This window comes from Microbacterium sp. USHLN272, from assembly GCF_037149655.1.
Classification (GTDB): domain Bacteria; phylum Actinomycetota; class Actinomycetes; order Actinomycetales; family Microbacteriaceae; genus Microbacterium; species Microbacterium galbinum.
In genome coordinates this window covers 1897747-1918463 of the sequence record NZ_JBBCRA010000001.1, presented here as the reverse complement: position 1 = coordinate 1918463, position 20717 = coordinate 1897747, and the positions used below count along the sequence as shown (strand labels likewise).

The window sequence follows — 20717 nt, the reverse complement described above, 5'->3', positions numbered from 1 at the left end:
GTGCGTCTACTTATGGATCAGTGTACGCCCGAGTAGCCTCTGATGGTGCCCCGTCCTCGCAGTGAGAAAGCGCGCCGGTCCGTTCTGGACGCGATGCGCGCCGCGGTGTCGACGGGCGCCTACGAATCGGTGACGATCGAGGGGCTCGCCGAGGCCGCCGAGGTCTCGAAGCAGACCATCTACCGCTGGTGGCCGTCGAAGGCTGCGATCCTCGGTGAGGCGCTGCTCGAGGGGGCGGTGCCCGGCGCCGCGGTCTCGGTGCCGTTCACTTCTGATCTGGGGGCGGATCTGCGGGCCTGGTTCTCGGCCATGAGCCTGTCGCTGGGTGACGCCGAGGGCGTCGCGATCGCGCGGGCGCTGATCGTGGTGACCGCATCGGATGCCGCGCTCGGGCTCGCGTTGAACGAACGGCTGGCCGCGCCGATCCGCCAGTGGGTGCGCGAGCGGTTGGCGCTCGCGGTCGCCGACGGCGAGGTGCGATCGGATGCCGACGCCGAAGTCATCGCTGATCAGTTCGTCGCGATGTCGAGCTACGCCGCGTTGCTGGGCCGACCGCTCAGCGACGAGCGCGTCGAGGCGACGGTGCGGGTGCTGCTGCGGGGGATCGGTGACCCGGGGCGGGGTGCTTCGACAGGCTCAGCAACCCAGTAGTCGGAAGTGGGTCCCTGAGCCTGTCGAAGGGCCACACCCCGAGAGGCTGGGTCCCTGAGCCTGTCGAAGGGCCCACCCCGCAACGCCTGCAGGGAGATGTCACACCTGCAGGGAGCATCCGCCCGTTTCTCCCTGCAGATGTGATCCGTCCCTGCAGATGAGCGGGCAGACGACCCTGCAGGCGAGCGGGCCGACGAGCGGATGCCGAACACCCCTTGATCCCGCACTTGCATTTTGCAAGTATCAACGCATGAGCCTCTTCATCACCTGTCCCGTGGCTGACGTCGAACGAGCCACCGCCTTCTACACCGCCCTCGGGTGGACTCTCAACGCCGAGATGTCGGACCACAACGTGTCGTGCTTCCAGATCGCGCCCGAGCAGTACGTGATGCTCGGCAGCCGCGAGATGTACGCGAGCGTCGGTGGCACCGAAGCCCTGATCGGCGGCCCCGACACCCCGTCGAAGGTCACGGTCTCGTTCGACCTCGACAGCCGCGAGGCGGTCGACGAACTCGTCGCGCGCGCCGAAGCCGCGGGCGGTCGCGTCGGCGACATCGACGACTACCCCTTCATGTATCAGCGCCAGTTCGACGACCCCGACGGCTACCACTACTCGCCGTTCTGGATGAAGCCGGCGAGCGACCAGACCGCGTGAGCGACCTCTCCGCCGCCCTAGACATCGTCGGTGCGCGCTGGGCGCTGCTCATCGTGGAGCAGTTGCTCGCCGGTCCGCAACGCTACGGCGATCTGCAGCGCGAGCTCGGGGCGCCGACGAACATGCTCGCGACCCGGTTGCGCGAGTTGGAAGAAGCCGGCGTGCTGAGGCGATTGCCGCTGACGCACAACACCCGCGCGTACGCGCTGACCGAGCGCGGGGAAGCGCTGGGGGAGGCGATCGATGCGCTGGGCGCGTGGGGCCGAGCGGGGAGGGATGCTTCGACAGGCTCAGCAACCCAGTAACGAGGCAACCCAGTAACGAGGGAACCAAGTAACGAGGCAACCCAGGAGCGAGGGACGGGGTCCCTGAGCCTGTCGAAGGGCACCCAAACGCCTCACCCCATTAACTATTCGTTCACTCCCGCGCCGCCTGCCGGCATCCGCGGTCCCTAGGTTCGGAGTCGGCGCGGCGAGACCCCTGCTCGTGCGCGCTCCGAAAGGACCCCCCGCATGAGAACCCTCTCTCGTCGTGCCCGTCGGCGTGCCCTCGCGACCGTGAGCGTGGCCGCCCTCACCTCCCTCGCCCTGCTGCCCTCGATCGCGGTCGCCGAGGCCGATCCCGATCCCGCGCTGCTCGGTGAGCCGACCCCGTTCCTGATCGAGAGCCTCAGTGCGCCAGGCAAGGTGATCGAGATCGGCAACCCGAACGCGCAGACCACCGTGCCCGACAGCACGCGTGCCGCCGCGGCGGTGTTCCCGTTAGCCAAGACCCCCGCCGAGCTCAGCGCCCAGGCGGTGCTCGCCTACCCGGTCGAGGGCGCGAGTAACACCTTCGTGCTCGCGAACGACGACGGTCAGGTGCTCGCCCGTCGCGCGAACGACGACCCGAACTTCCGCTACCTCACGCTCCCCGGCGTGACGCTCGACGAGGCCGCGGCGAACTCCCTCGCGCAGTGGACCGTGAGCGACGCCGGCAACGGATACAGCTACCTGCGCGGCGTCCAGGCGTACGGCAACGGCGCGATCGCCGGCCTCGACATGTACAACTGGGCGACGGCGGCGGGCAGCGAGGTGCAGACCTACGACGCCGGCGGCGCGAACGTGCAGAAGTGGCGGATGCATCCGCTCACCGCCACCGTCGAGACCCACCGGCAGCGCGTCGACACGGGCACGACGCCCGCGTTCCCGACGGCGCTGACCGGAAAGTACTCGTGGGGCCTGACCGCTCCGCTCGCGAACATCGCGTGGAACGCGCCGGCATCCGACGTCTGGAACACCGACGGCACGGTGACCGTCGAGGGCACCGGCACCGGATACTTCGGCGAGACCGTCCCGGTGACGGCGGAATACCTCGTCGGCTCGCTGGGCGGCGCGGCCGACGCGACGATGTCGGGCTACGTGGGCCAGACGCTCAAGGAGCTGCAGATGCACGCGCCGACCCACGTCGAGCGCACGGTCTCGGGCTCGACGACCACGGTGCGCGCGAAGGTCACGTGGGACTGGGCGTCCGTGGGCGCCGATGCGACGGCATCCGCCGGCACGATCGAGGTCCCCGCCACCGCGGCGACCGGCTTCGACGCCCGCCTCGTCATCACGATCGCGCCCGCCGAGAGCGTGAACATCCTGCGCGGCGCCGGCATCCACTACGACTACACGCACATGAACGGCACGAACTTCCGCCTGACCGACGGCAACCGCACGGTCACCGGGTTCGACGACTGGCGCAGCGGCGGGGCCGCGAACCGGGTCAACCCGAACACGGTGAGCTTCTACTTCGACCAGCCGCGCCAGCTCACGGGCGCCGGGGTCTTCGACCTCAACGGCTTGAAGAACGTCGGCGGGGTGACGGTGCAGTACCGCGATCTCATCGGCGGCTGGATCGACATGCCCACGGATACCGTCGCCTGGCCGTACGTGAACCAGACGCCCGACCTGAGCCTCGAGTTCGAGAGCACCCCCGTGCTCGCCACCGGCCTGCGCGTGATCATCACGAACAAGGCGAGCAGCAACTGGATGAGCCTGTCCGAGATCGAGGCCTACGGCCCCGAGCTCGCCGGCTGACCCCCTCTCCCTTCTTTCCCCTTCTCCCTGAGGAAGACCATGACCTCCCCCACTTCGCGCCGCCCCTGGCGCGCCCTGTCCGCCGCGGTCGTCACCGCCGGTCTTCTCGCCGCGCCCGTCGTTCCGGCGGCTGCGGCCGATTCGACCGATTCGATCGGGGATGCGCTGGCGCAGGCATCCGCTGTCATCGCCGATGAGATGCGCTCGAGTTTCGTGCTGCCGGTGCTGCCCGATACGCAGTTCTATTCGCGGTACAGCGCCTCGCAGTTCTACCCGAAGTACGACACGAACCCGTTCGAGGTGCAGACCGACTGGATCGTCGAGCGCCAGGATGACCTCAACGTGCCGTTCGTCGTGCACGTCGGCGACGTCGTCGACCAGCAGTGGGTGACGGGCGAGTGGGATGCCGCGGCCACGGCCATGCAGAAGCTGACCGATGGGGGCGTGCCGTACTCGGTCGTTCCCGGCAACCACGACGTCGCCGACATGAACGCGCGGTCGTCGGAGGCGAACTCGTGGCAGTACCTGCAGCGGTTCGACGCGGGGCGCATGGCCGCGCAGGGCGGCGAGACGTTCGTCGACAGCTTCCAGAACGGGCTCTCGACCGCCTACATCTTCGAGGCCGAGGGGCACGAGTGGATGTCGCTCGCGCTCGCGTGGAACGCCTCGGCCGACACGTTCGCGTGGGCGCAGCGCGTGATCGACGCGAACCCGGGCATTCCGGTGATCCTGTCGTCGCACGCGGTGATCAACATCGCGCTCGACCAGACGTCGCCGGCGGACTGGTGGTGGGGCGAGGAGCTGTGGAACCAGCTGATCCGCTCGAACGACGAGATCATCATGACGGTCAACGGGCACTTCCACGGCACCACGATGCGCGAGCGCACGAACGACTTCGGTCACCCGGTGTACCAGGTGCTCACGGATTACCAGATGGCTGCCGACGGCGGCAACGGATACATGACGCTCTTCGAGTTCGACCTGACGAACGACCGCATCGACGTCGAGTCGGTGTCGCCGTGGGTGACGGTGAAGGACAAGGAGTCGCTGACCGCGAACGACACTCCGGTGCTGGATGGGAAGTGGCAGTCGTTCTCTCTTCCTCTGGATTTCGAATCGCGGTTCGGATATTCGGTGACGCCCGGTTCGGAGACGAAGGGCGACCTGTCGGAGCGGGCCAAGGAGATCGTCCTGGAGGGCTGGGACGGCACCGGCGTCGGCGAGCAGTGGGCCGCGGCCGGCCGGGCGGATGACTACGTCGCCGTCGACGGCACGGTGGCGCACTGGCGGTTCGGTTCGGTGGCGGAGGGTGTCGTGGATTCGTCCACTGAGATCCCGGATGTGGCCGGCGACAGCCCGATGTATCGCAGCGCTATCGAGAACACGGACGCTCCCGAGAAGCTCGAAGACGTGCAGGTATCCCACTCGAACGTGCCGTTCTACTCGTCGGATCGCGGAGCCGTGTGCTTCGCCGACGTGCACCGCAACGCGAGTGGTCCCGACAACATGTCGTACATCTCGACCGAGTACGGGGCGCCGGCGACGTTCGCGGATCTCTCCTCGTCTTCCGGATACACGGTCGAGGCGTTCCTGCAGCTCGACGAGGAATGGACCGAGGCCGCCAACCGCTGGAGCGCCGCGCTGACGCGTGGGGGCGCGCGTCAGTGGATCGGGATCAAAGACTCGTCCGACCCGGGAGCCGGCGCCGCATGGCTCGGCATCTCGAGCCTGCGCGAATACCAGTTCTCGGCGGGCGACACTGACACTCATAACTCGTACACGCTGTGGTCGGGCGAGATCATGCAGGGGTCGTGGCACCACGTCGCGATCGTGAACGACCCTCGCGCGGATACCGCGATCATGTACGTCGATGGCGTGCCGGTGCTGCGCAACGCGTCGAACGTGGGCGGCATGATGGCCGCGGACTTCATGCCGTGGATCATCGGCGCCTCGACGTGGAACACCGAGGTCGAGCACGGCTGGCACGGGTGTGTGGGCGAGGTGCGCGTGGTGGATCACGCGCTGAGTTCGCGTGAGTTCCTGTATCAGCGGGCGGATCTTGGTTCTGTTTTCTCCGTTTCCGGTGACTTCGATGCGGTGCTGCCGTCGGATGCTGTCGTGTCGTCGTTCTCCGGGCGCGGGTTTGCCGGGTCTTCGGTGAGTGTGGTTGTCGACGGTGTGTCGCTCGGTTCTTCGGCCGTTGCGGCTGACGGGTCGTGGACCGTTGCGCTGTCGTCGCCCATCTCGGGGTCTGGCGCGCACGCGGTGTCGTTCGTTCCGTCGATCGGGACGCGGAGTGCTGCGGCTGTCTCTGTGTCCGTGGTGATAGGTGAGGGTGCGTCGCCGTGGACGCCGGTGGAGTCGGATCTGACGGACGCGCTGGAAGGCGTGATCTCGGTCGACCCGTCGCGCTTCGCGCCGGGGTCTACGGTTTCGGTTTCGCTGCCTGCTGGGTTCGACGGGGCGACTGTTTACGGGTATCTGTTCTCTTCGCCGGTGTCGGCTGGGTCGGGGGTCGTGGCTGATGGTGCGGTCTCGTTGACCGTGCCGGAGACGGTGCCGTTCGGTGAGCACCGGTTCGCGCTGTATGCCGCGGATGGGGCGGTCATCGGGTGGGACTCGGTGACGGTGGTGGATCCTGCTGGTGGTTCGGATGGTGGGTCTGGTTCGGGCGGTGGATCTGTCGGTGGCGGAGCGGATGCCGGGGCGGGGGCGGATGCTGCGGATGGCTCGCTTGCGACGACCGGGATCGACGGGTCGTGGATGCTGCTGTGGATCGCGCTCGGCGCTGCGGCAGCCGCTGCGGGGCTGACGTTGGTGCTGAGGCGTCGTGGGTCAAGCGTCGTGGAGCGAATCGCGCACAACTGAGGGGGAGTTGCCGTTCTCTCCGGCCGCATGTGTCGCGGTCGGGGAGGGCGGCTAATCACAATGCGAGCTCAATCAGTCGCCCTCCGCTGCTGGAGAGCGATCGGCTGCGTCGCGTGACACGGGAGCGTGGCCGTATCCATTCCTCACTCGAAAAACTGAATGCTCTGATAGGAGGCTTGAATAAGCTCACGAGCTGTTCTCACCGACGATTCGTCTCTGGGGTTCACCGATATCTCTGTGTCGCCGACTCCATGGTGTCCGATACCCTTCACATTTCGTACATGTGGGGATGCGGGAAAAGCGTCGGCATCGAGCGGCACCCATACATTCAAGCGATTCTTCTGGCTCAGCACCTTGAATGAAGCAAACACGCGTTTTCGCCCGTCTGGACCGATCAGTGCACTGCGGCTATATGTTGACGTGTCCCTCTGCTCCGTCTCCTTGCCATGAGCGTCGGCAAGACTCGCCGAGAACGCTTGCAGCTCACGCAATATCGCCACGAGAGCGTCGGAGGCTTGGCGCACTCCGCGTTGATAAGAAGTCTCCACTTCGCCGTCATCACCGGCGTCCTGGGCGAGGCTGGCAGACGTCGCGTCGTTCACGCTTCTCGCCAGAGTCATGATGCGGTCGATGTCCGGGAGTCGAAGGTCGGCTGTCATGACCCGACTCAAGTAGTTGCGCAATCGCGGACCATCATTTTCCTCTGACGTTTGCGAAGCGAGAAGCTTGTATAGCTCGAGGTCTCCCAGTCGCCGCAATTCCTCGCGGTCAGGTGCGAAATCTCCACGGATCTCGAAAGCAATATCGTCGAATGTCTGCGGCCACGAAAGTTGAAGACCGAGAACTCTGAGCATCAATGTTGCATCCAACCCTTCGGCCCAGGACATATGGCGGGCCAGGAGATACGTATTCAATAGTCGTTTGAATTGCCGAGGATTGGATCGCAGCCCGTATCTGTATATCTCGAACAGTGTGTTCTCGCCTACCCCCGGAAACCAATCGGACATATCGGCCCATGAAGGGATGAGGTCCTCAACTCTCGCACCGTCCGTGACCATGCGAGGTATGTGAAAAGGAACCTGTATCACCTTTTCGATGTATCGCTCAGCCTCAGTTTCGTCCATCTCCGCCGACGCGTACTGTCGGCGAATGGCAGACGTGAGGTACCCATAGTCGAGTGCGAGAACGAAAACCAGCCCTGGAACGTCCGTGAGTATATGGATCGCCTCGATGATGTTGATGACCTTATCGGGTGCACATCGATCAAGGTCATCGATCAGCACCACGATCCTTTGGTCCTCGGCGATCGAGCTGGCCAGTGAGGTCAAGCTTTCGAACGGCAGAAAATACTCGTCGCTCGCGTCGCGGCCTTTCGTCGGCGTGGTGTTTGCAGAGACGGTCACACCGAAGAACGAGACCTGCAGGCTCGAGACGACCGACGCGAGTCGATCGTGAATCCCGCGCCATCTGCTCCCACCTTCAGAGCTGGCACGCTCATCCAAGCGCCGGCGCACGTTCACGAGCAACGGAAGCAAGAGGTCGGAAGATGCCTCGTACCTCCAGGCATCGAACTGAACTACGACCGGGGGGTTCTCGCCTTCGGAGAGGTTCTTCGCGAGCCCCTCCAGCAGCGAAGACTTACCACTGCCCCAGGGGCCGTAAAGGCCGATGGTGTACCGCGGTGGATGTCCTCCGAGGACAGCTGCCGATATTCCGGCGACGTACTTCTCGAATCCGAGGCGCGGGTCCGCTGTCGGCGTATCGACGAGAATCGGGATGCGTGTGGGGGCGGTGTTCACCCATCGACAATATTCCACGCGATTGCCGAGAGCGGATCTCGCGGCGCATCATGATTAGTCGATCAGCAGGTGACTCGGCGACCCTTTCCAGGTCACCACGAGCTCATCCCTTGCGCGGCTCACAGCTACGTAGAGCAGTGACCGGAACCGCTTGTCCAGGTCCGGCTTCTCCTCATCAGGGACGCCCTTGTACGCCACTGACGGTGGGAACGACCCGTCGGACACGTCGAAGAGGACCACACGCGAGAACTCCATGCCTTTCGCCGCGTGCATCGTCATCGCCACAGGTTGACCACCGGTAATACGGGGTGCGTTGAGGAGTGCGACTGCCACGCCGCGCTGCCCGAGCGCCTGCTGGATCTTGTTCGACGCGGTGTTGGAGGCTGAAAGGATCGCGATCGTCTCGGGCTTCACACCGTCGTCGATCCAGCGCTTCACGTCTTCGGCGATCGCATCGAACTGACCGGCGTCGGACTTCGTCGATCGCGTGGCGGGCCTCGGGCCACTGCGCGATGAACGGTAGCCGTCGGTCGTCACGCCCTTAGCCTCGGAGTCCTCGTACTCGACTCCGGCGAGGATCCCCATCGCGTAACGCAGATTCTCGAGAGTCGTCCGGTAGTTGAGGGTGAGGCGTCGAGAACGGCCTCGAACAGCGATGCCGTATCGCTTGAGGACGATCGTCTGGCCGTAGATGCGTTGATGTGTGTCATCCGCGATGAACAGATCATCGGGACCCTCCGCGACGAGAGCGCGGAGCAGCTGCCATTTCGACGGCACGAGGTCCTGAGCCTCGTCGACCAGGACATGATCCGCGACGTTTCGTTCTGAGTCCCGGAGCCACTCTGCCGAGACCGCAGCGACCTCGGCGAAGGACAACGCGCCAGCGATCCGGTGATTCTTCCGAGCCTGTTCGATGACGCCCCACACCGCGGTCCGACGACTTCGGTCGAGTGCGACACGGCGCCCAGGGCGGCGCACGGTGAGATAGTCATCGAGATCGTGGACGCCGTGAGGAAGCACCACCTGCGTGTACTCCCCCTCGAAGAATGCTTCTGAACGCAGCGAGACGGGGAGGGCGTCGCCCACTTCGTGAAGAGCCGACTTCCAGTCCATCTCCGCCGCGATCGCGGTGCTGTCTCGCGTGGATCCGATGACCTGGAGAGCGACGTCGCCGTACGAGTTCCCGCCGGCGAGGGCGCGGATATCGGAAGCGATCTGGTCCACTCCTCGAACGAGGATGCCGGGTGCGCCGAGCTTCGATGCGAATCGGATGTCGGGGTCCAGACGTTCGAGGTCTCGACGCAGGTTCTCCGCCAGCGCGCGGGTGAAGGTTGTGAGGACAATGCGGGCGTCCGGATTCCGGCGCGCCAATTGCCGTGCTCGGTGCAGCAGGACGACGGTCTTCCCGGTGCCGGCTCCACCGGTGAGGCGGAAGGAACCCTTCCGCGACTTCTCCACGTGCTCGCGTTGCTCGGGGTGGAGGAAGACCCGCCATGCTCCGAAATCGCCACCCTCGATGACGCGACGCAGCTCCTCGGTGTCGTCGATGAACGTGAACTGCATCTGCGCTGCCGGATGCCGAAGCGCCTCGAGGAGTCTCGTGTCGTCGTCTGCGGTCGGGTCTGTAACGATCGGCTCGTCAAGTCGGAGCTCCGACTTGATCAGGTGCAGTGCTGTGCCGGCGCCCATCGCGACGAGCACGTCCGCCTGCCAAGCGTTGTCCAGCCCACTCGCGAAGTCGAGGAGCTCCTCTTCGTCCGACATGCGGAAGGCTGCTTCCGCTGTCTCCGGGTCGAATCCGAACTCGCCGGTCAGGTCGGTGACGAAGAAGCCGAGTTCTGACAGGAGAGGGGAGGCGGTGGGAACTGCGGCGACCGCCGGCGACACCGCGGCCGGCAACTCGGCGACATCGTCGAACGCCTCGACCTCTTGGCGGAAGACGGCGAGGCCGTTCACCGGGTTCATACTCAGACAAGTGGTGCGCGCTCGCTTTATCGCCTCGTCGTGATGCCACGTACCGGCGTAGACGTACGTCGGCTCGCCGCCCATGGGCTCGAGCTTGAACAGGACCGCCCTCCAGTGGATGTCCACCCTGCCCGTGCGGACTCGGCTGTCTACCGGCTGCTGCATCGGCTCGATGTGGAGGCCGGGGACCGTGTCGTCGTCGCTGAGCTTGTCGAGGAAGGTGTAGATCTTCGCCTTGACGGCTTGGTCATGCTTCGGGTCCTTGCTGGCACCCCAGACGATCGTGGGCATGGTCAGTTCCCTCCTGCGTCAGGCAGTGCGCAAATGACCGCATCTGGTTTCGTTCCGACAGGTCCAACCGGGTGATCACGGTCTGCGGTCGCTCCACTCTCCGTCATCGTATCGATCCGATCGGAGCCGAAGAATCTGTCGAGTCGTCGTATGTTCGACAGCTCGACTTCATGCGCGCGGATGAATCCTCCTCCATAATGTTCGCCAGGGGGTGGCATTCGAAGCGGAATGTCTGAGGTCCTCCGTAACGTCACTCGGCTGAGCACTCGCCTCGGCGCGGACGAGAGTTCCGATGACAGGAGGAGAGGTTCGACATGAGCTGGCCGGAGCTGATGGATCCCGCGTTGCAGGATCATATTTCGGAGCGACAGTCCAAGGCGCTGCGCGTCTACGAGGAAGATCATGATCTGTTGGTCGAGCATGTCCGGCAGGAAGACAGCTTCAAGTCCGGCGGATACGGGACGAGGCAGATCCCCGAGCTGTTGCAGAACGCGGTGGACGCGCTCGCCGCGGGTGGCTCGCCCGGGATGGTCGAGTTCCGCCTGGCCGACGGAGCGCTGTATTGCGCCAATGAGGGAGCGGGTTTCGACGCCGATGGGTTGACGGCCGTCACATACGCCTTCCTGAGCTCGAAGCGCGGCGATGAGATCGGCCGTTTCGGGCTGGGCTTCAAGTCGGTGCTGGGGGTCAGCGATCATCCGCAGATCTTCAGCCGCGCGGTCAGCTTCGGATTCAACGCTCCCGAGACCGCGGAGCTGTTCGCCGGCATCCCGTCCGCCGGCGGGCGCTACCCGCTGTTGCGCGTCCCCAGCATGATCGACGTCGCGGCGGCGCGTCGTGAGGATCAGAATCTCGCGGAGATGATGGGGTGGGCGACCACCATCGTCAAGCTGCCGTTAAGCCGCGAGGGTGCGCGGCTGCGTGCCGAGCTCGAAGAGTTCAAGCCTGAGTCGCTGCTGTTCTTCAAAGGCCTCAATCAACTGCGGATCACATTGCAGAGCCGCCCGGGGACTGCGGCTCTGTCTCGCGACTTCCTGCGCGAGGGCCAGGAGAACGACGGCGAAGTGGTCATCGTCGATCGCGACGGAACACGCACCCGATGGCTCTTCGCCGAGCGGACCTACACGCCGACCATCGACGTCTCGTCGACGCTCCCGGAGACGGCGTTGCGTCAGTCGATGACGATCTCATATGCCGTGCAACGAGGTGTGCGTGCGACCACGGGTCGTCTCTGGGCATGGTTCCCACTTCGGGACGAGACGACGGCGAGCGGCATCTTCAACGCTCCCTGGCAGGTGAACGACGACCGCACATCCCTCGTTCCCAACTCCAGACTGAATGCCGCGATGCTCGAGGTGGGAGCGCAGCTGTTCCTGGACGTGGTGGCTCGAGCCGTGACGGTCGACGACCCGGCGGCTCATCTCGACCTCTTCCCCGCTCGAGGGCGTGAGATCAGAAGCGCTGCCGACGCATATCTATCCGCCGCAGTTCCGATTCTCGCGAGGTCGCGGCCGCTCATCCCTGACGCCTCCGGCAATCTCAAAGTATCGACCTACTTCCGAGGCGTGCCCGATCTGGAGAAGAGCCCGATCGGTTTCGAAGCTGCCCACCTGTGGCAAGTGCGTGCACCCCGCGAGACGATGCCGCATGCCAAGTGCTTCTCGACGCCGGCGCGACGAGCTCGACTGAGATCGCTGCTCGGTGGAGCGGAAGGTGAGAGAAGCCCTCAGGAAGCAGGCGTAGCTGGTTGGCTCGCGGAGCTCGCAGATGAGCAGGACCCCCGGGGTTCCTTGGCGGCACTCAGGATTCTCGCCGATCTGCGTCGCGGTGCGCCCGCGACCTATGAAGCCGCCGTCGCCGCGAAAGTGATTCCGTTGGAAAGCGGAGGATGGGCCCGCGCAGACCAGAAACAGACCGTGCTGCTTCCGGTATCGGGCGCAGCCGTGCCGGATGGCGTCGAGCTCGTGCGTGCCGACCTGGCAGAACTGGCGGCCCAAGAGTTGCAGGCATTCGGGTTCCGGGGCATCTCCGTCGACGAGGCCGCCGCTGCTCTTGCAGCCTCTGCGACGGATCGCTGGGGCGAGGACGACTGGGCCCGCCTCTGGAGAGGTATGGATGAAGCCACGCCTCGCGTGGCGTTGGACGCAGTCGAGAGTATGTGTCAGCGAGGGATCACGATCCTGATGCGCACGCGGGCCGGCACCTGGCGCGCGGCGCGCGACCTGATCGCAGACGGTTCGATTGCTCGAAACATACCCCGCCGTCAGATCGACGCCTCGATCGCTCCGAACATCGCGGTCCGCGCTGCCGCGGGCGCGGTCACCGCGCCGGAGCGTGACCGGCCCATCTGGCAGGACGGCCTCCGGAACGAGTACGTCTCGACGATCGAAGCCCTTGCTCGGCGTTACCTGGCAGCGAACAAAGCGACAGCCAAAAGGATCGATGTTCCTGAGCTTCCTGGAGTCGGTCCGCTCGATCTGCTCCTCGATGACCTCACGGAGCAGGACCGAATCACATGGACTCAGGCCGTGCTCACTCGGATGGGTGCGTCGGAGTTCATCCTGGTGGTTCCGCTTGAAGGGCGTCGGGCCGAGATCCGGATGCCCACCATGGAATGGTGGGCCGTTCGCCGATACGGATTGGTCCAGACTTCCGCCGGAGCCCGCAGAATCGATGAGGCACTGTCCGGTTCGCTGCGACGGTTCGCTCCGTTCCTGCCTGTCGCGGGCATCGATGTCGTTGCGGGGCTCCCACTGCCGAAGACCGTCGAATCGATCCCTGGAACGATGCTTGCCGCCTTCCTGGGCGCGGACGACTATCCCGCGACGAAACCGCAGGAGTTCTCGGAGCTGATCGTCGAATGCTCGCGCAGGTCTGACCTGGCGATCCCCGATCGTATTCCGGCGATCACCAACGGGCGGATCGTGCTCACGCCGCGCGAACAGGTGGCGGTCGTGGTCGGCCAAGGAGCCATCGCGGATCTGGACGAGTCGGGCGTCGCGTACATCCCCGTGGATGAGGGCGAAGAGAGTCTCACGACCAGATGGGGACTGCTGTCGGCAGAGGACGCTCTCCACCAGTCGATCGAGATCAACGGTGCGGCGGATGCGGTTCCCCTGCGAGACATTCACCCGAGCCTTCAGAACCATGTCGCAATGTCGCTCGCAAAAGTGACGGTGACGCTCGCGGAAAGCGTTCAGCGAGTACTCCAGAGCGCAAGGGGAGTGAAGAAGAAGCGGCTCCGCGCCACGCGCCAGGAGAACGCCGTGATCGTCGATGCAGGCCTTGACGCGGAGAGCGCGCTGGCCGCGGTGTCGGAGGTGCTCGAACTCGGCCTGACACCGGACGATGTTCGAAGCGTGCTTCGCGCTGACGAGGAGCTACGCCACAGCGAGCTGATCGCGTCAGCACGTTCTGCGCGAAACGACGAGCGACGTCTGCTGATCCTCGTGGATGCAGATGACCTCCGATCAGCCCTCCCGGCAGGTCTGCTCGATGCAGTGGAGGCGAACACCGGGACTCTCGACGACCGTAACGTCGCCGAGCTCTTCCTGCGGGTGTACGGCCAAGACTCGGTGCGTGAACTCCGTGACGTGCTGCGGCGTCGAGGCGTCGCTGTTCCCGATCGTTGGGATGGCTCGCCCGCGGCACAGGCGGCGGTGAAGAATCTCGGATTCGACACATCGTTTGCAGGAACACGCGAGAAGAGACCATCGGCCGTGAGCCACATCCAGGGCCAGCTCACCCTCAACCCACTGCACCCGTACCAGCGCGCAGTGGCCGACAAGATCGGCGAGCTCGTCACCGCCGAAGATCCCGCGGGAAAGCGAGGCCTTCTGTATCTGCCGACCGGTGCGGGGAAGACCCGAGTGACGGTGGAGGCTCTCGTCCACCTGATGAAATCGGGTGAGATACCGTCACCGGTCTTGTGGATCGCTCAGAGCGAAGAACTGTGCGAGCAGGCGATCCACTCCTTCACAGAGGTCTGGCGCGCATTCGGAGATGAGCGTGCTCTCGACGTCAGCCGCTTCTGGGGCGGATACGAGCTGGACGAATCCGACGAGGAGCTTCATGTGGTCGTCGCGATCGACGCCACCTTGGTCAAACGACTCGGTGAGCCGCAGTATGAGTGGCTGACGACTCCCGGAATCGTCGTCATCGATGAGGCGCACACCGCACTCTCCAAGTCATACACGGAGATCCTCCGGCACCTCGGGCTGACTGCGGCGCGGACCGATCGGCCGCTGCTCGGATTGACCGCGACACCATTCCGGGGTCGCAATGATGAGATCAACCGTCTGTTCGCACAGCGTTTCGGGGAGAACCGGCTCGAATCGCTCGATCCGGAAGATCCGATCGCTCAACTGAGGTCGTGGAAGGTGCTCGCGGAGGTGGATTACGAACTCCTCGACGGCGTCGAGGTCGCTGTCGGCGACCAGGATGCGGAGTTCCGGCGGATGAAGGAGGTCACGCCGGGAATGCTCGCGGCCATCGGTCAAGACATGCAGCGGACGTTGACCGTCGTCGAGCACATCAAGAAACAGAACAGTGACTGGCCGATCCTCGTCTTCGCCGCCTCCGTGGCGTCTGCGCACACCATCGCCGCGCTTCTCCGATTGAAAGACGTCAGAGCGGATTCGGTGGACGGAGGGATGCGCAGACAACAACGGCGGCGCGTGGTGGAGCAGTTCAAATCCGGAGAGACTCAGGTGCTCGTGAACTGCGACCTTCTCACACAGGGCTTCGATGCGCCGAAGGTCCGCGCGCTCTACATCGCGCGCCCGACATTCAGTCCCAATCGGTACCTGCAGATGGTCGGACGTGGTCTTCGCGGACCGGAGAACGGCGGTACCGAGCGATGCATGATCGTGAATGTCAAGGACACCTTCGAGCAGTTCGGTGAGGAACTGGCCTACAACGAATTCGACTACCTCTGGAGCAAGGCATGACCGATATCGAGATGACCGCTCTGACGAGTACCGCTCAACCGATCACGGATCCTCGCGAAGGGAGGGCAGCAGTCGTCGCGGAAGTGCGGCGCCGGTGGCTGGGGCCTCTCGACGGTGAACACGAGGTCTTGCAGCGCAGTCCGGTCTACGCGTACCTCGTGGGCACGCTCTACCCCGTCGAGCAGGGGGCAGGAGTTCCTGCCGAACTGGATGAAGTCGAGGATGCCACTGCAGCGGTGGCCGACGAGGAAGAGATCGAATGGGATTCCACGGCCGATGACGGCGATGGCAGTGACGCCGAGATCGAGGACCTCGGCGTCAACCTGACCGGTGCGTTCGGATGGGCGCCGGCCTCCCTGGGCATGTCCTTCGTGCATGGGGGGTCTGCACTGACGGTCGAGCTCTCGGCGGGGGTGTACGAGAAGGACGGCGATGAGCAGTGGACCCGACACCCGATCGGTGGTCGCGAGTTCATCGAAGTGGGCGCAAGCGGCGAAAAGGCGGTGCTCGATGGGCGAGGGATGCTCTCATGGCGGTCGCGGAATCACGGAGGGCGATGGCTGACCACGGTGGCGCTGTCGAATGGTGCGGAGGTCGCCGCGGGAGAGGCCAAGCGATTCCCCGAGATGTGCCTCTTCCAGGTGGAGCTGTCCTGCTCCGACGAGACCGGCCTGCTTCCCTATCCGCAGACGAGTGTTCACGTTTCCCCGGACGATCGTGAACTCGCCTTCCGGTACCGGGACAAGCCGTCATTCGCCATCGGGCACGGAGTCGCCGTCGAATGCGTACCGGCAACTGCTCCGATCACAGTCAGGACATCGGTCATTCCCCAGACCGAGGTGAGCGCGATACGCGCGAAGCGAGGGGCTGGCGACGCGGTGAGCATGCGATGGTTGTCCGACGAGACTGTCACAACCTCCGACCTCGTCGAGGGCCTGTCGTCTGTCGCTCGGGAGTATGCGCAGTGGATCTCGGAGCAGGAAACCGAGGCTTCGCACCTGGGCGGGTCAGATGGAGCGATCGCGGGGGCGATCGTCGAGCGTCAACATCGAGCGCTCGCACGTATCGAGGAAGGCATCCGAGTTCTCGGTGAGGATGCGCAGGTGCTGCAGGCTTTCCGAATGGCGAACACCGCGATGCGGTGGCAGATGCTGCGGCAACGCAAGGTCGTCGGCAAGGAGACTCGCTACGGGCGGAGGCTTTTCGCGGACAAGGGCCCGGACGAACCGACCTGGCGCCCGTTCCAGCTGGGATTCATCCTCAGTGCGCTGGCGTCGACCGTGGACGATGCGCATGAAGATCGTGACCTTGTGGATCTGATCTGGTTCCCCACCGGCGGAGGTAAGACGGAGGCGTACCTGGGCCTCGCCGCGATCGAGATGATCCGACGAAGGCTGGCCCGCGGGCACAAGGGTGGTGGGATGGCCGTGCTCACGCGCTACACGATGCGACTGCTCACGGCACAGCAGTTCCAACGTGCGGCAACCCTCATCTGTGCGCTGGAACTGATGCGTGCGGACGACGAGCGGCTCGATGAAGCCCCCGACTTCTCGATCGGTCTGTGGTTGGGTAACTCCACCACCCCCGGTAACTACAAGCAGGCTGAGAAGCAGTTGCGAGACGCCAAGCAGCAGAGCCGGCCGGACAATCCGTTCCAACTTCTCGAATGCCCGTGGTGTGCGGAGTCGATCATGCCGCCGCGCAAAACGTCGAAGGATCGTCGCTACGGGGTGAAAGCGAGTGCGTACGGGTTCGAGTTCTTCTGTCCGGACGACGATTGCCCGTTCTCCGACACGCTTCCGGTGCAGGTGGTCGATGAGGGAATCTATGCGAATCCTCCGACGATGCTGGTGGCCACGGTCGACAAGCTCGCCCGTCTGGCATGGATCTCGGATGGATCTCGAATGTTCGGGATCGACAGCGTCTGCGACCCGCCCTCGCTCGTGATCCAGGATGAACTCCATCTCCTGTCCGGGCCGCTGGGTACCATCGTCGGCGCGTATGAGGCTGCCATCGGTGCTCTGCTCCGATGGAGCGGCACGGGGCCCAAGACGGTCGCTTCGACGGCGACCACCCGCGCGTCGGCGGAGCAGGTTCGGGGCCTGATGGCGAAGACGGTCGAGGCGTTTCCCCCGGCGGGACTGCAGGCTGAGGACAATCACTTCTCCGAACCCGACCCCGACGCCGCAGGAAGGCTCTATCTGGGGATCATGCCGCAGGCTCACACGCCCTCATGGTCTATCGGTCAGATCGCGACCGAGCTCCTCGATGCCCCGGTCGCCGCCGGGTTGGAGGGCGAGGCGAAGGACCGTTACTGGACGCTTGCGGTCTACCACAACAGCCTCCGCGAGCTCGGGCGCACGGTCACCATCCTTCGGGACGACGTTCAGAGCAACCTTGCGCGTCGGTCCGGCGGCGAGGTGCCGACCCGTGCTCTCGGTCCCGATGGGGTGGAGGAACTCAACGGCAATGTCCCCTCCGATGAGCTCATACGCCTTCTGCAGCGGCTCGAACGAGGACCGGAGAGCGCCGACGTGATCGACGCGCTGGCGACGACGAACATCATGTCGGTCGGCATCGACGTCCAGCGGCTCGGAGTGATGCTCGTGAACGGCCACACGAAGACGACATCGGAGTACATCCAGGCGACCTCTCGGGTCGGACGAGGGACGACACCGGGTCTCGTCGTCACGATGTTCCGCTCGGGGAAGCCGCGAGACCGCTCGGTGTTCGAGTCGTTCGGCGCTTATCACAGCGCCTACTACCGATTCGTCGAGCCGTCCAGCGTGACTCCCTGGTCCCTGCAGGCAAGACGTCGGGCTCTACGCGCAGCACTGGTCATCCTCGTGAGACATGGCGTAGGTAGGAACGGCAACGCCGATGCGGCATACTTCGATCCTGATTCGGCGGGCGTCAAGAAGGCGGTCTCGTTGTTGAAGGAGCACATTGCACGCGCCGACCGACGCGAGGCGGGACAGGTCGGTCACGAGATCGATGAGGCAGTCCTCGACTGGGTGGCAGCCCGCGAGCGGGTTTCGCGAGCCGGCAAGTCTCTCGTCTATCAGTCGAAGGATCCGGACGAGCGCCTGCTGCGGCAGTTCACCGAGCCCGGAGCAGGCTGGCCTGTGATGAACTCGATGAGGAACGTGGACAGAGTCGTCAAGGTGCGCGCGAAAGGAGAACGGAATGGTTGAGTCGACGCCGAAGACGATCCGAGCGTCCGAGACGGTGGCCCCATACGGTCCGGGGGCGATCGTGGACATCCTCGGACAGTCGTTCATGGTCCCGACTGGGGACAGATGGCCCTCGCAGAAGGTGCGCGAACGAGTGGAGTCGTCTCGGCTCGCAGAGGCGCTGCATGTCCAGGAACTGTGGGCGGCTCCGACGACCCACGAACCGGAGAAGAGCTCGGTGCCGGGACTGGAGTTCGTGAGGTTCCCCGGATGGCTTTTCTGCCAGGTGTGCCGTCGGTTGATGAAATGGAGTCCCAAGCTCGAGACCGGCCGGGCGCCGCACTGTTCTGAGACGGGGTGCGACGGGCGGCTCGTCCCGATGAGGTTCGTGCTCGTCTGTACGGAGAACAGCCACCTGGGTGACGTTCCCTGGGGTGACTGGGCGCATCGTGGGTCCGAGGGCGAGTGCCGATCATCCGAGAGGTTGCGCTTCCGCACGCTCGAAGGAGCCGGTGATGGACTGAGCAGTCTGCAGGTCTCGTGCGACGTCTGCGGAGCGGAACGGTCGCTGGGCGAGCTCCGTCGCGATGCGCTTGCCAAAGACGGATTCACCTGCAGAGGCACACAGCCGTGGGAGAGCGAGTGGACCGTCTGCGGAAAGCCGTTGGATGCACAGCAGCGAGGCGCGACCAGCCTCCACTTCAGCGATTCCGTGAGTGCTATCGACATTCCACCCGTTCCCAGTCGTGGTTCCGACACAGAAGACGCGATCCGCGGTCACGGATTGTTCGACAGCCTCGGAGCCGCTGTTCCCGCTCTGCGCGAGGGCATGATCGCGCAGATGGCGAAGGATCTCGGGGTGTCGGAAGTCGAGATCGAGGCGGCGATGGATGATGGTGGGCCCGGCGAACGTCGCGAGATCATGAGCACCCTCCAGGGCGAGGAGTTCGAGGCGTTCGTACGTGCGGTGTCCGGGACCGCGCCGATGCAGGACTTCGTGACCAGGCCGATCAAGCTGTATTCGAGGGGTGAGGATGCCGGTGATGGCGTCGCCGCGAGGATCCAGGACGTGGTGTTGGTCGACAGGCTCCGCGACGTCCGAGCGGTGCGTGGGTTCCGCAGATACTCCCCGGAGGCGACCGCCGTTGCGGCAGTGCCGACACAGTCCTTCGAGAAGAGTTGGCTGCCCGCTGCCGAAGGGTACGGCGAGGGCATCTTCATTCGTTTCGATGCCGCTGCTGTGGAGAAGTGGGCATCGCAGCCCGCCGTCAGAGCGCTTGAGGCGACCCTCCTGCAACATCAGAATCGTTCCGTGCTCGGGCTTCGCCTGCACGTCGTGTCCGCCGAATACATCCTCCTCCATTCCTTCGCGCATCTGTTGATGCGGGAGTTGGCCTTCAGCAGCGGGTATACGGCGTCATCCTTGAAGGAACGGATCTACTGCGAGGCCGCCGGCGATTACGGGATCTTCATCTACACCACCACGGCGGACGTCGAGGGGACGCTCGGAGGGCTCGTCCGCCAAGGAGAGCCGGATCTGCTGGTACCTGCGATCGTGACGGCGCTCGAGCAGGCCGCATGGTGCCCGAACGATCCTGTGTGCGCCGAGTCGGAGCCCCAGAGCATCGACGGGCTCAACCTCGCAGCATGCCACGCGTGCAGTCTCGCTCCGGAGACCTCCTGCGAGTCGTCGAATCTACTGCTCGACAGGACTTTCGTGGTCGGAGGGGAGAAGGTCGTCGGGTTCTTCAGCCCCGTTCTCGACGCCTTGCTCGGTCAGCGCATCAGCTGATCGAGATCGGACGTCGGCGATGATCCGGGCGGCGACAGCGTCGATGTCCGCCCGGATCTCATGCTCCCAGAAGCGCAGTACAAGCCAGCCGCGTCGTGTGAGGAAGTCGGTCGTCTGAGCATCGCGGGCGCGGTTGGTCGCGATCTTCTCCGACCAGAACGTGGCGTTCGATTTCGGAGCTTGATGATGCTCTGGGCATCCGTGCCAGAAGCAGCCGTCGATCAGTACGGACACTTTGGCTCTGCGGAAGAGCAGATCGACCGTCCGGCGCAGATCTCGTTCGGGGCGGGCGTTGACGCGGTATCGAAGTCCTGCGGCATGAACCAGACGTCTCACCTGCATCTCAGGCCCGGTATCGCGGCCACGGTTCGCCCGCATGGTCGCTCGTGCGGCAGGGCTGCTAGCCCATGAAGATGCGGATCCTTCGGATGCCGGCGACGCTCCCATCCGTCCATCCTGCAACGTCGTAGGATCGGATCGACCCGTTTTCGCTGCGGGTCTCGAACGCCCG

11 protein-coding genes are annotated in these 20717 nt (G+C 64.8%); 8 read left to right on the top strand and 3 right to left on the bottom strand.

What is annotated here, in order from left to right:
• Positions 1 to 45 precede the first annotated feature (45 nt).
• The 5 genes from WFJ97_RS09190 to WFJ97_RS09170 all read left to right on the top strand — a co-directional run bounded on the left by WFJ97_RS09190 (position 46) and on the right by WFJ97_RS09170 (position 6237).
• The gene (locus WFJ97_RS09190; protein WP_336641260.1) at positions 46 to 651 is read left to right on the top strand and encodes a TetR/AcrR family transcriptional regulator; all 606 of its coding nucleotides are present in this window, start codon (positions 46 to 48) and stop codon (positions 649 to 651) included.
• 250 nt (positions 652 to 901) lie between these two features.
• Positions 902 to 1306 carry a VOC family protein gene (locus tag WFJ97_RS09185; RefSeq protein ID WP_336641259.1) on the top strand — a complete coding sequence of 135 codons (405 nt, stop codon included), beginning with the start codon at positions 902 to 904 and terminating at the stop codon, positions 1304 to 1306.
• Positions 1303 to 1611, top strand: coding sequence for a winged helix-turn-helix transcriptional regulator (locus WFJ97_RS09180; protein WP_336641258.1), 309 nt, complete (start codon positions 1303 to 1305; stop codon positions 1609 to 1611). Before WFJ97_RS09185 ends, WFJ97_RS09180 begins: the two co-directional genes overlap by 4 nt.
• Before the next feature lie 207 nt (positions 1612 to 1818).
• Positions 1819 to 3369, top strand: a complete 1551-nt coding sequence (locus WFJ97_RS09175) for an Ig-like domain-containing protein (RefSeq protein ID WP_336641257.1) — start codon at positions 1819 to 1821, stop codon at positions 3367 to 3369.
• Positions 3370 to 3408: 39 nt separating this feature from the next.
• Positions 3409 to 6237 carry a LamG-like jellyroll fold domain-containing protein gene (locus WFJ97_RS09170; RefSeq protein WP_336641256.1) on the top strand — a complete coding sequence of 943 codons (2829 nt, stop codon included), beginning with the start codon at positions 3409 to 3411 and terminating at the stop codon, positions 6235 to 6237.
• A gap of 143 nt (positions 6238 to 6380) precedes the next feature.
• Here the strand turns inward: WFJ97_RS09170 and WFJ97_RS09165 are convergent, their stop codons facing one another.
• Together WFJ97_RS09165 and WFJ97_RS09160 are read right to left on the bottom strand one after the other, a co-directional pair.
• Positions 6381 to 8036 (bottom strand): P-loop NTPase fold protein, encoded by a 1656-nt coding sequence (locus tag WFJ97_RS09165; protein WP_336641255.1) that lies wholly within the window; start codon positions 8034 to 8036, stop codon positions 6381 to 6383.
• A 54-nt stretch (positions 8037 to 8090) separates the two neighbouring features.
• Positions 8091 to 10292, bottom strand: coding sequence for a UvrD-helicase domain-containing protein (locus WFJ97_RS09160; RefSeq protein WP_336641254.1), 2202 nt, complete (start codon positions 10290 to 10292; stop codon positions 8091 to 8093).
• A gap of 314 nt (positions 10293 to 10606) precedes the next feature.
• On the opposite strand from WFJ97_RS09160, the gene WFJ97_RS09155 reads away from it, so the two are divergent.
• From WFJ97_RS09155 to WFJ97_RS09145, 3 genes are read left to right on the top strand one after another with little or no spacing between them, the layout of a single operon-like run.
• Positions 10607 to 15241, top strand: coding sequence for a DEAD/DEAH box helicase family protein (locus tag WFJ97_RS09155; protein ID WP_336641253.1), 4635 nt, complete (start codon positions 10607 to 10609; stop codon positions 15239 to 15241).
• A complete protein-coding gene (locus WFJ97_RS09150; protein WP_336641252.1) occupies positions 15238 to 18435 on the top strand; it encodes a helicase-related protein in 3198 nt (1065 codons plus the stop codon). The genes WFJ97_RS09155 and WFJ97_RS09150 overlap by 4 nt, the downstream gene beginning before the upstream one ends.
• Entirely contained in the window at positions 18428 to 20206 is a 1779-nt protein-coding gene (locus WFJ97_RS09145) for a DUF1998 domain-containing protein (protein WP_336641251.1), read from the top strand. Before WFJ97_RS09150 ends, WFJ97_RS09145 begins: the two co-directional genes overlap by 8 nt.
• Here the strand turns inward: WFJ97_RS09145 and WFJ97_RS09140 are convergent.
• Positions 20111 to 20653 (bottom strand): very short patch repair endonuclease, encoded by a 543-nt coding sequence (locus tag WFJ97_RS09140; protein WP_336641250.1) that lies wholly within the window; start codon positions 20651 to 20653, stop codon positions 20111 to 20113. The genes WFJ97_RS09145 and WFJ97_RS09140 overlap by 96 nt on opposite strands.
• Positions 20654 to 20717: the final 64 nt, after the last annotated feature.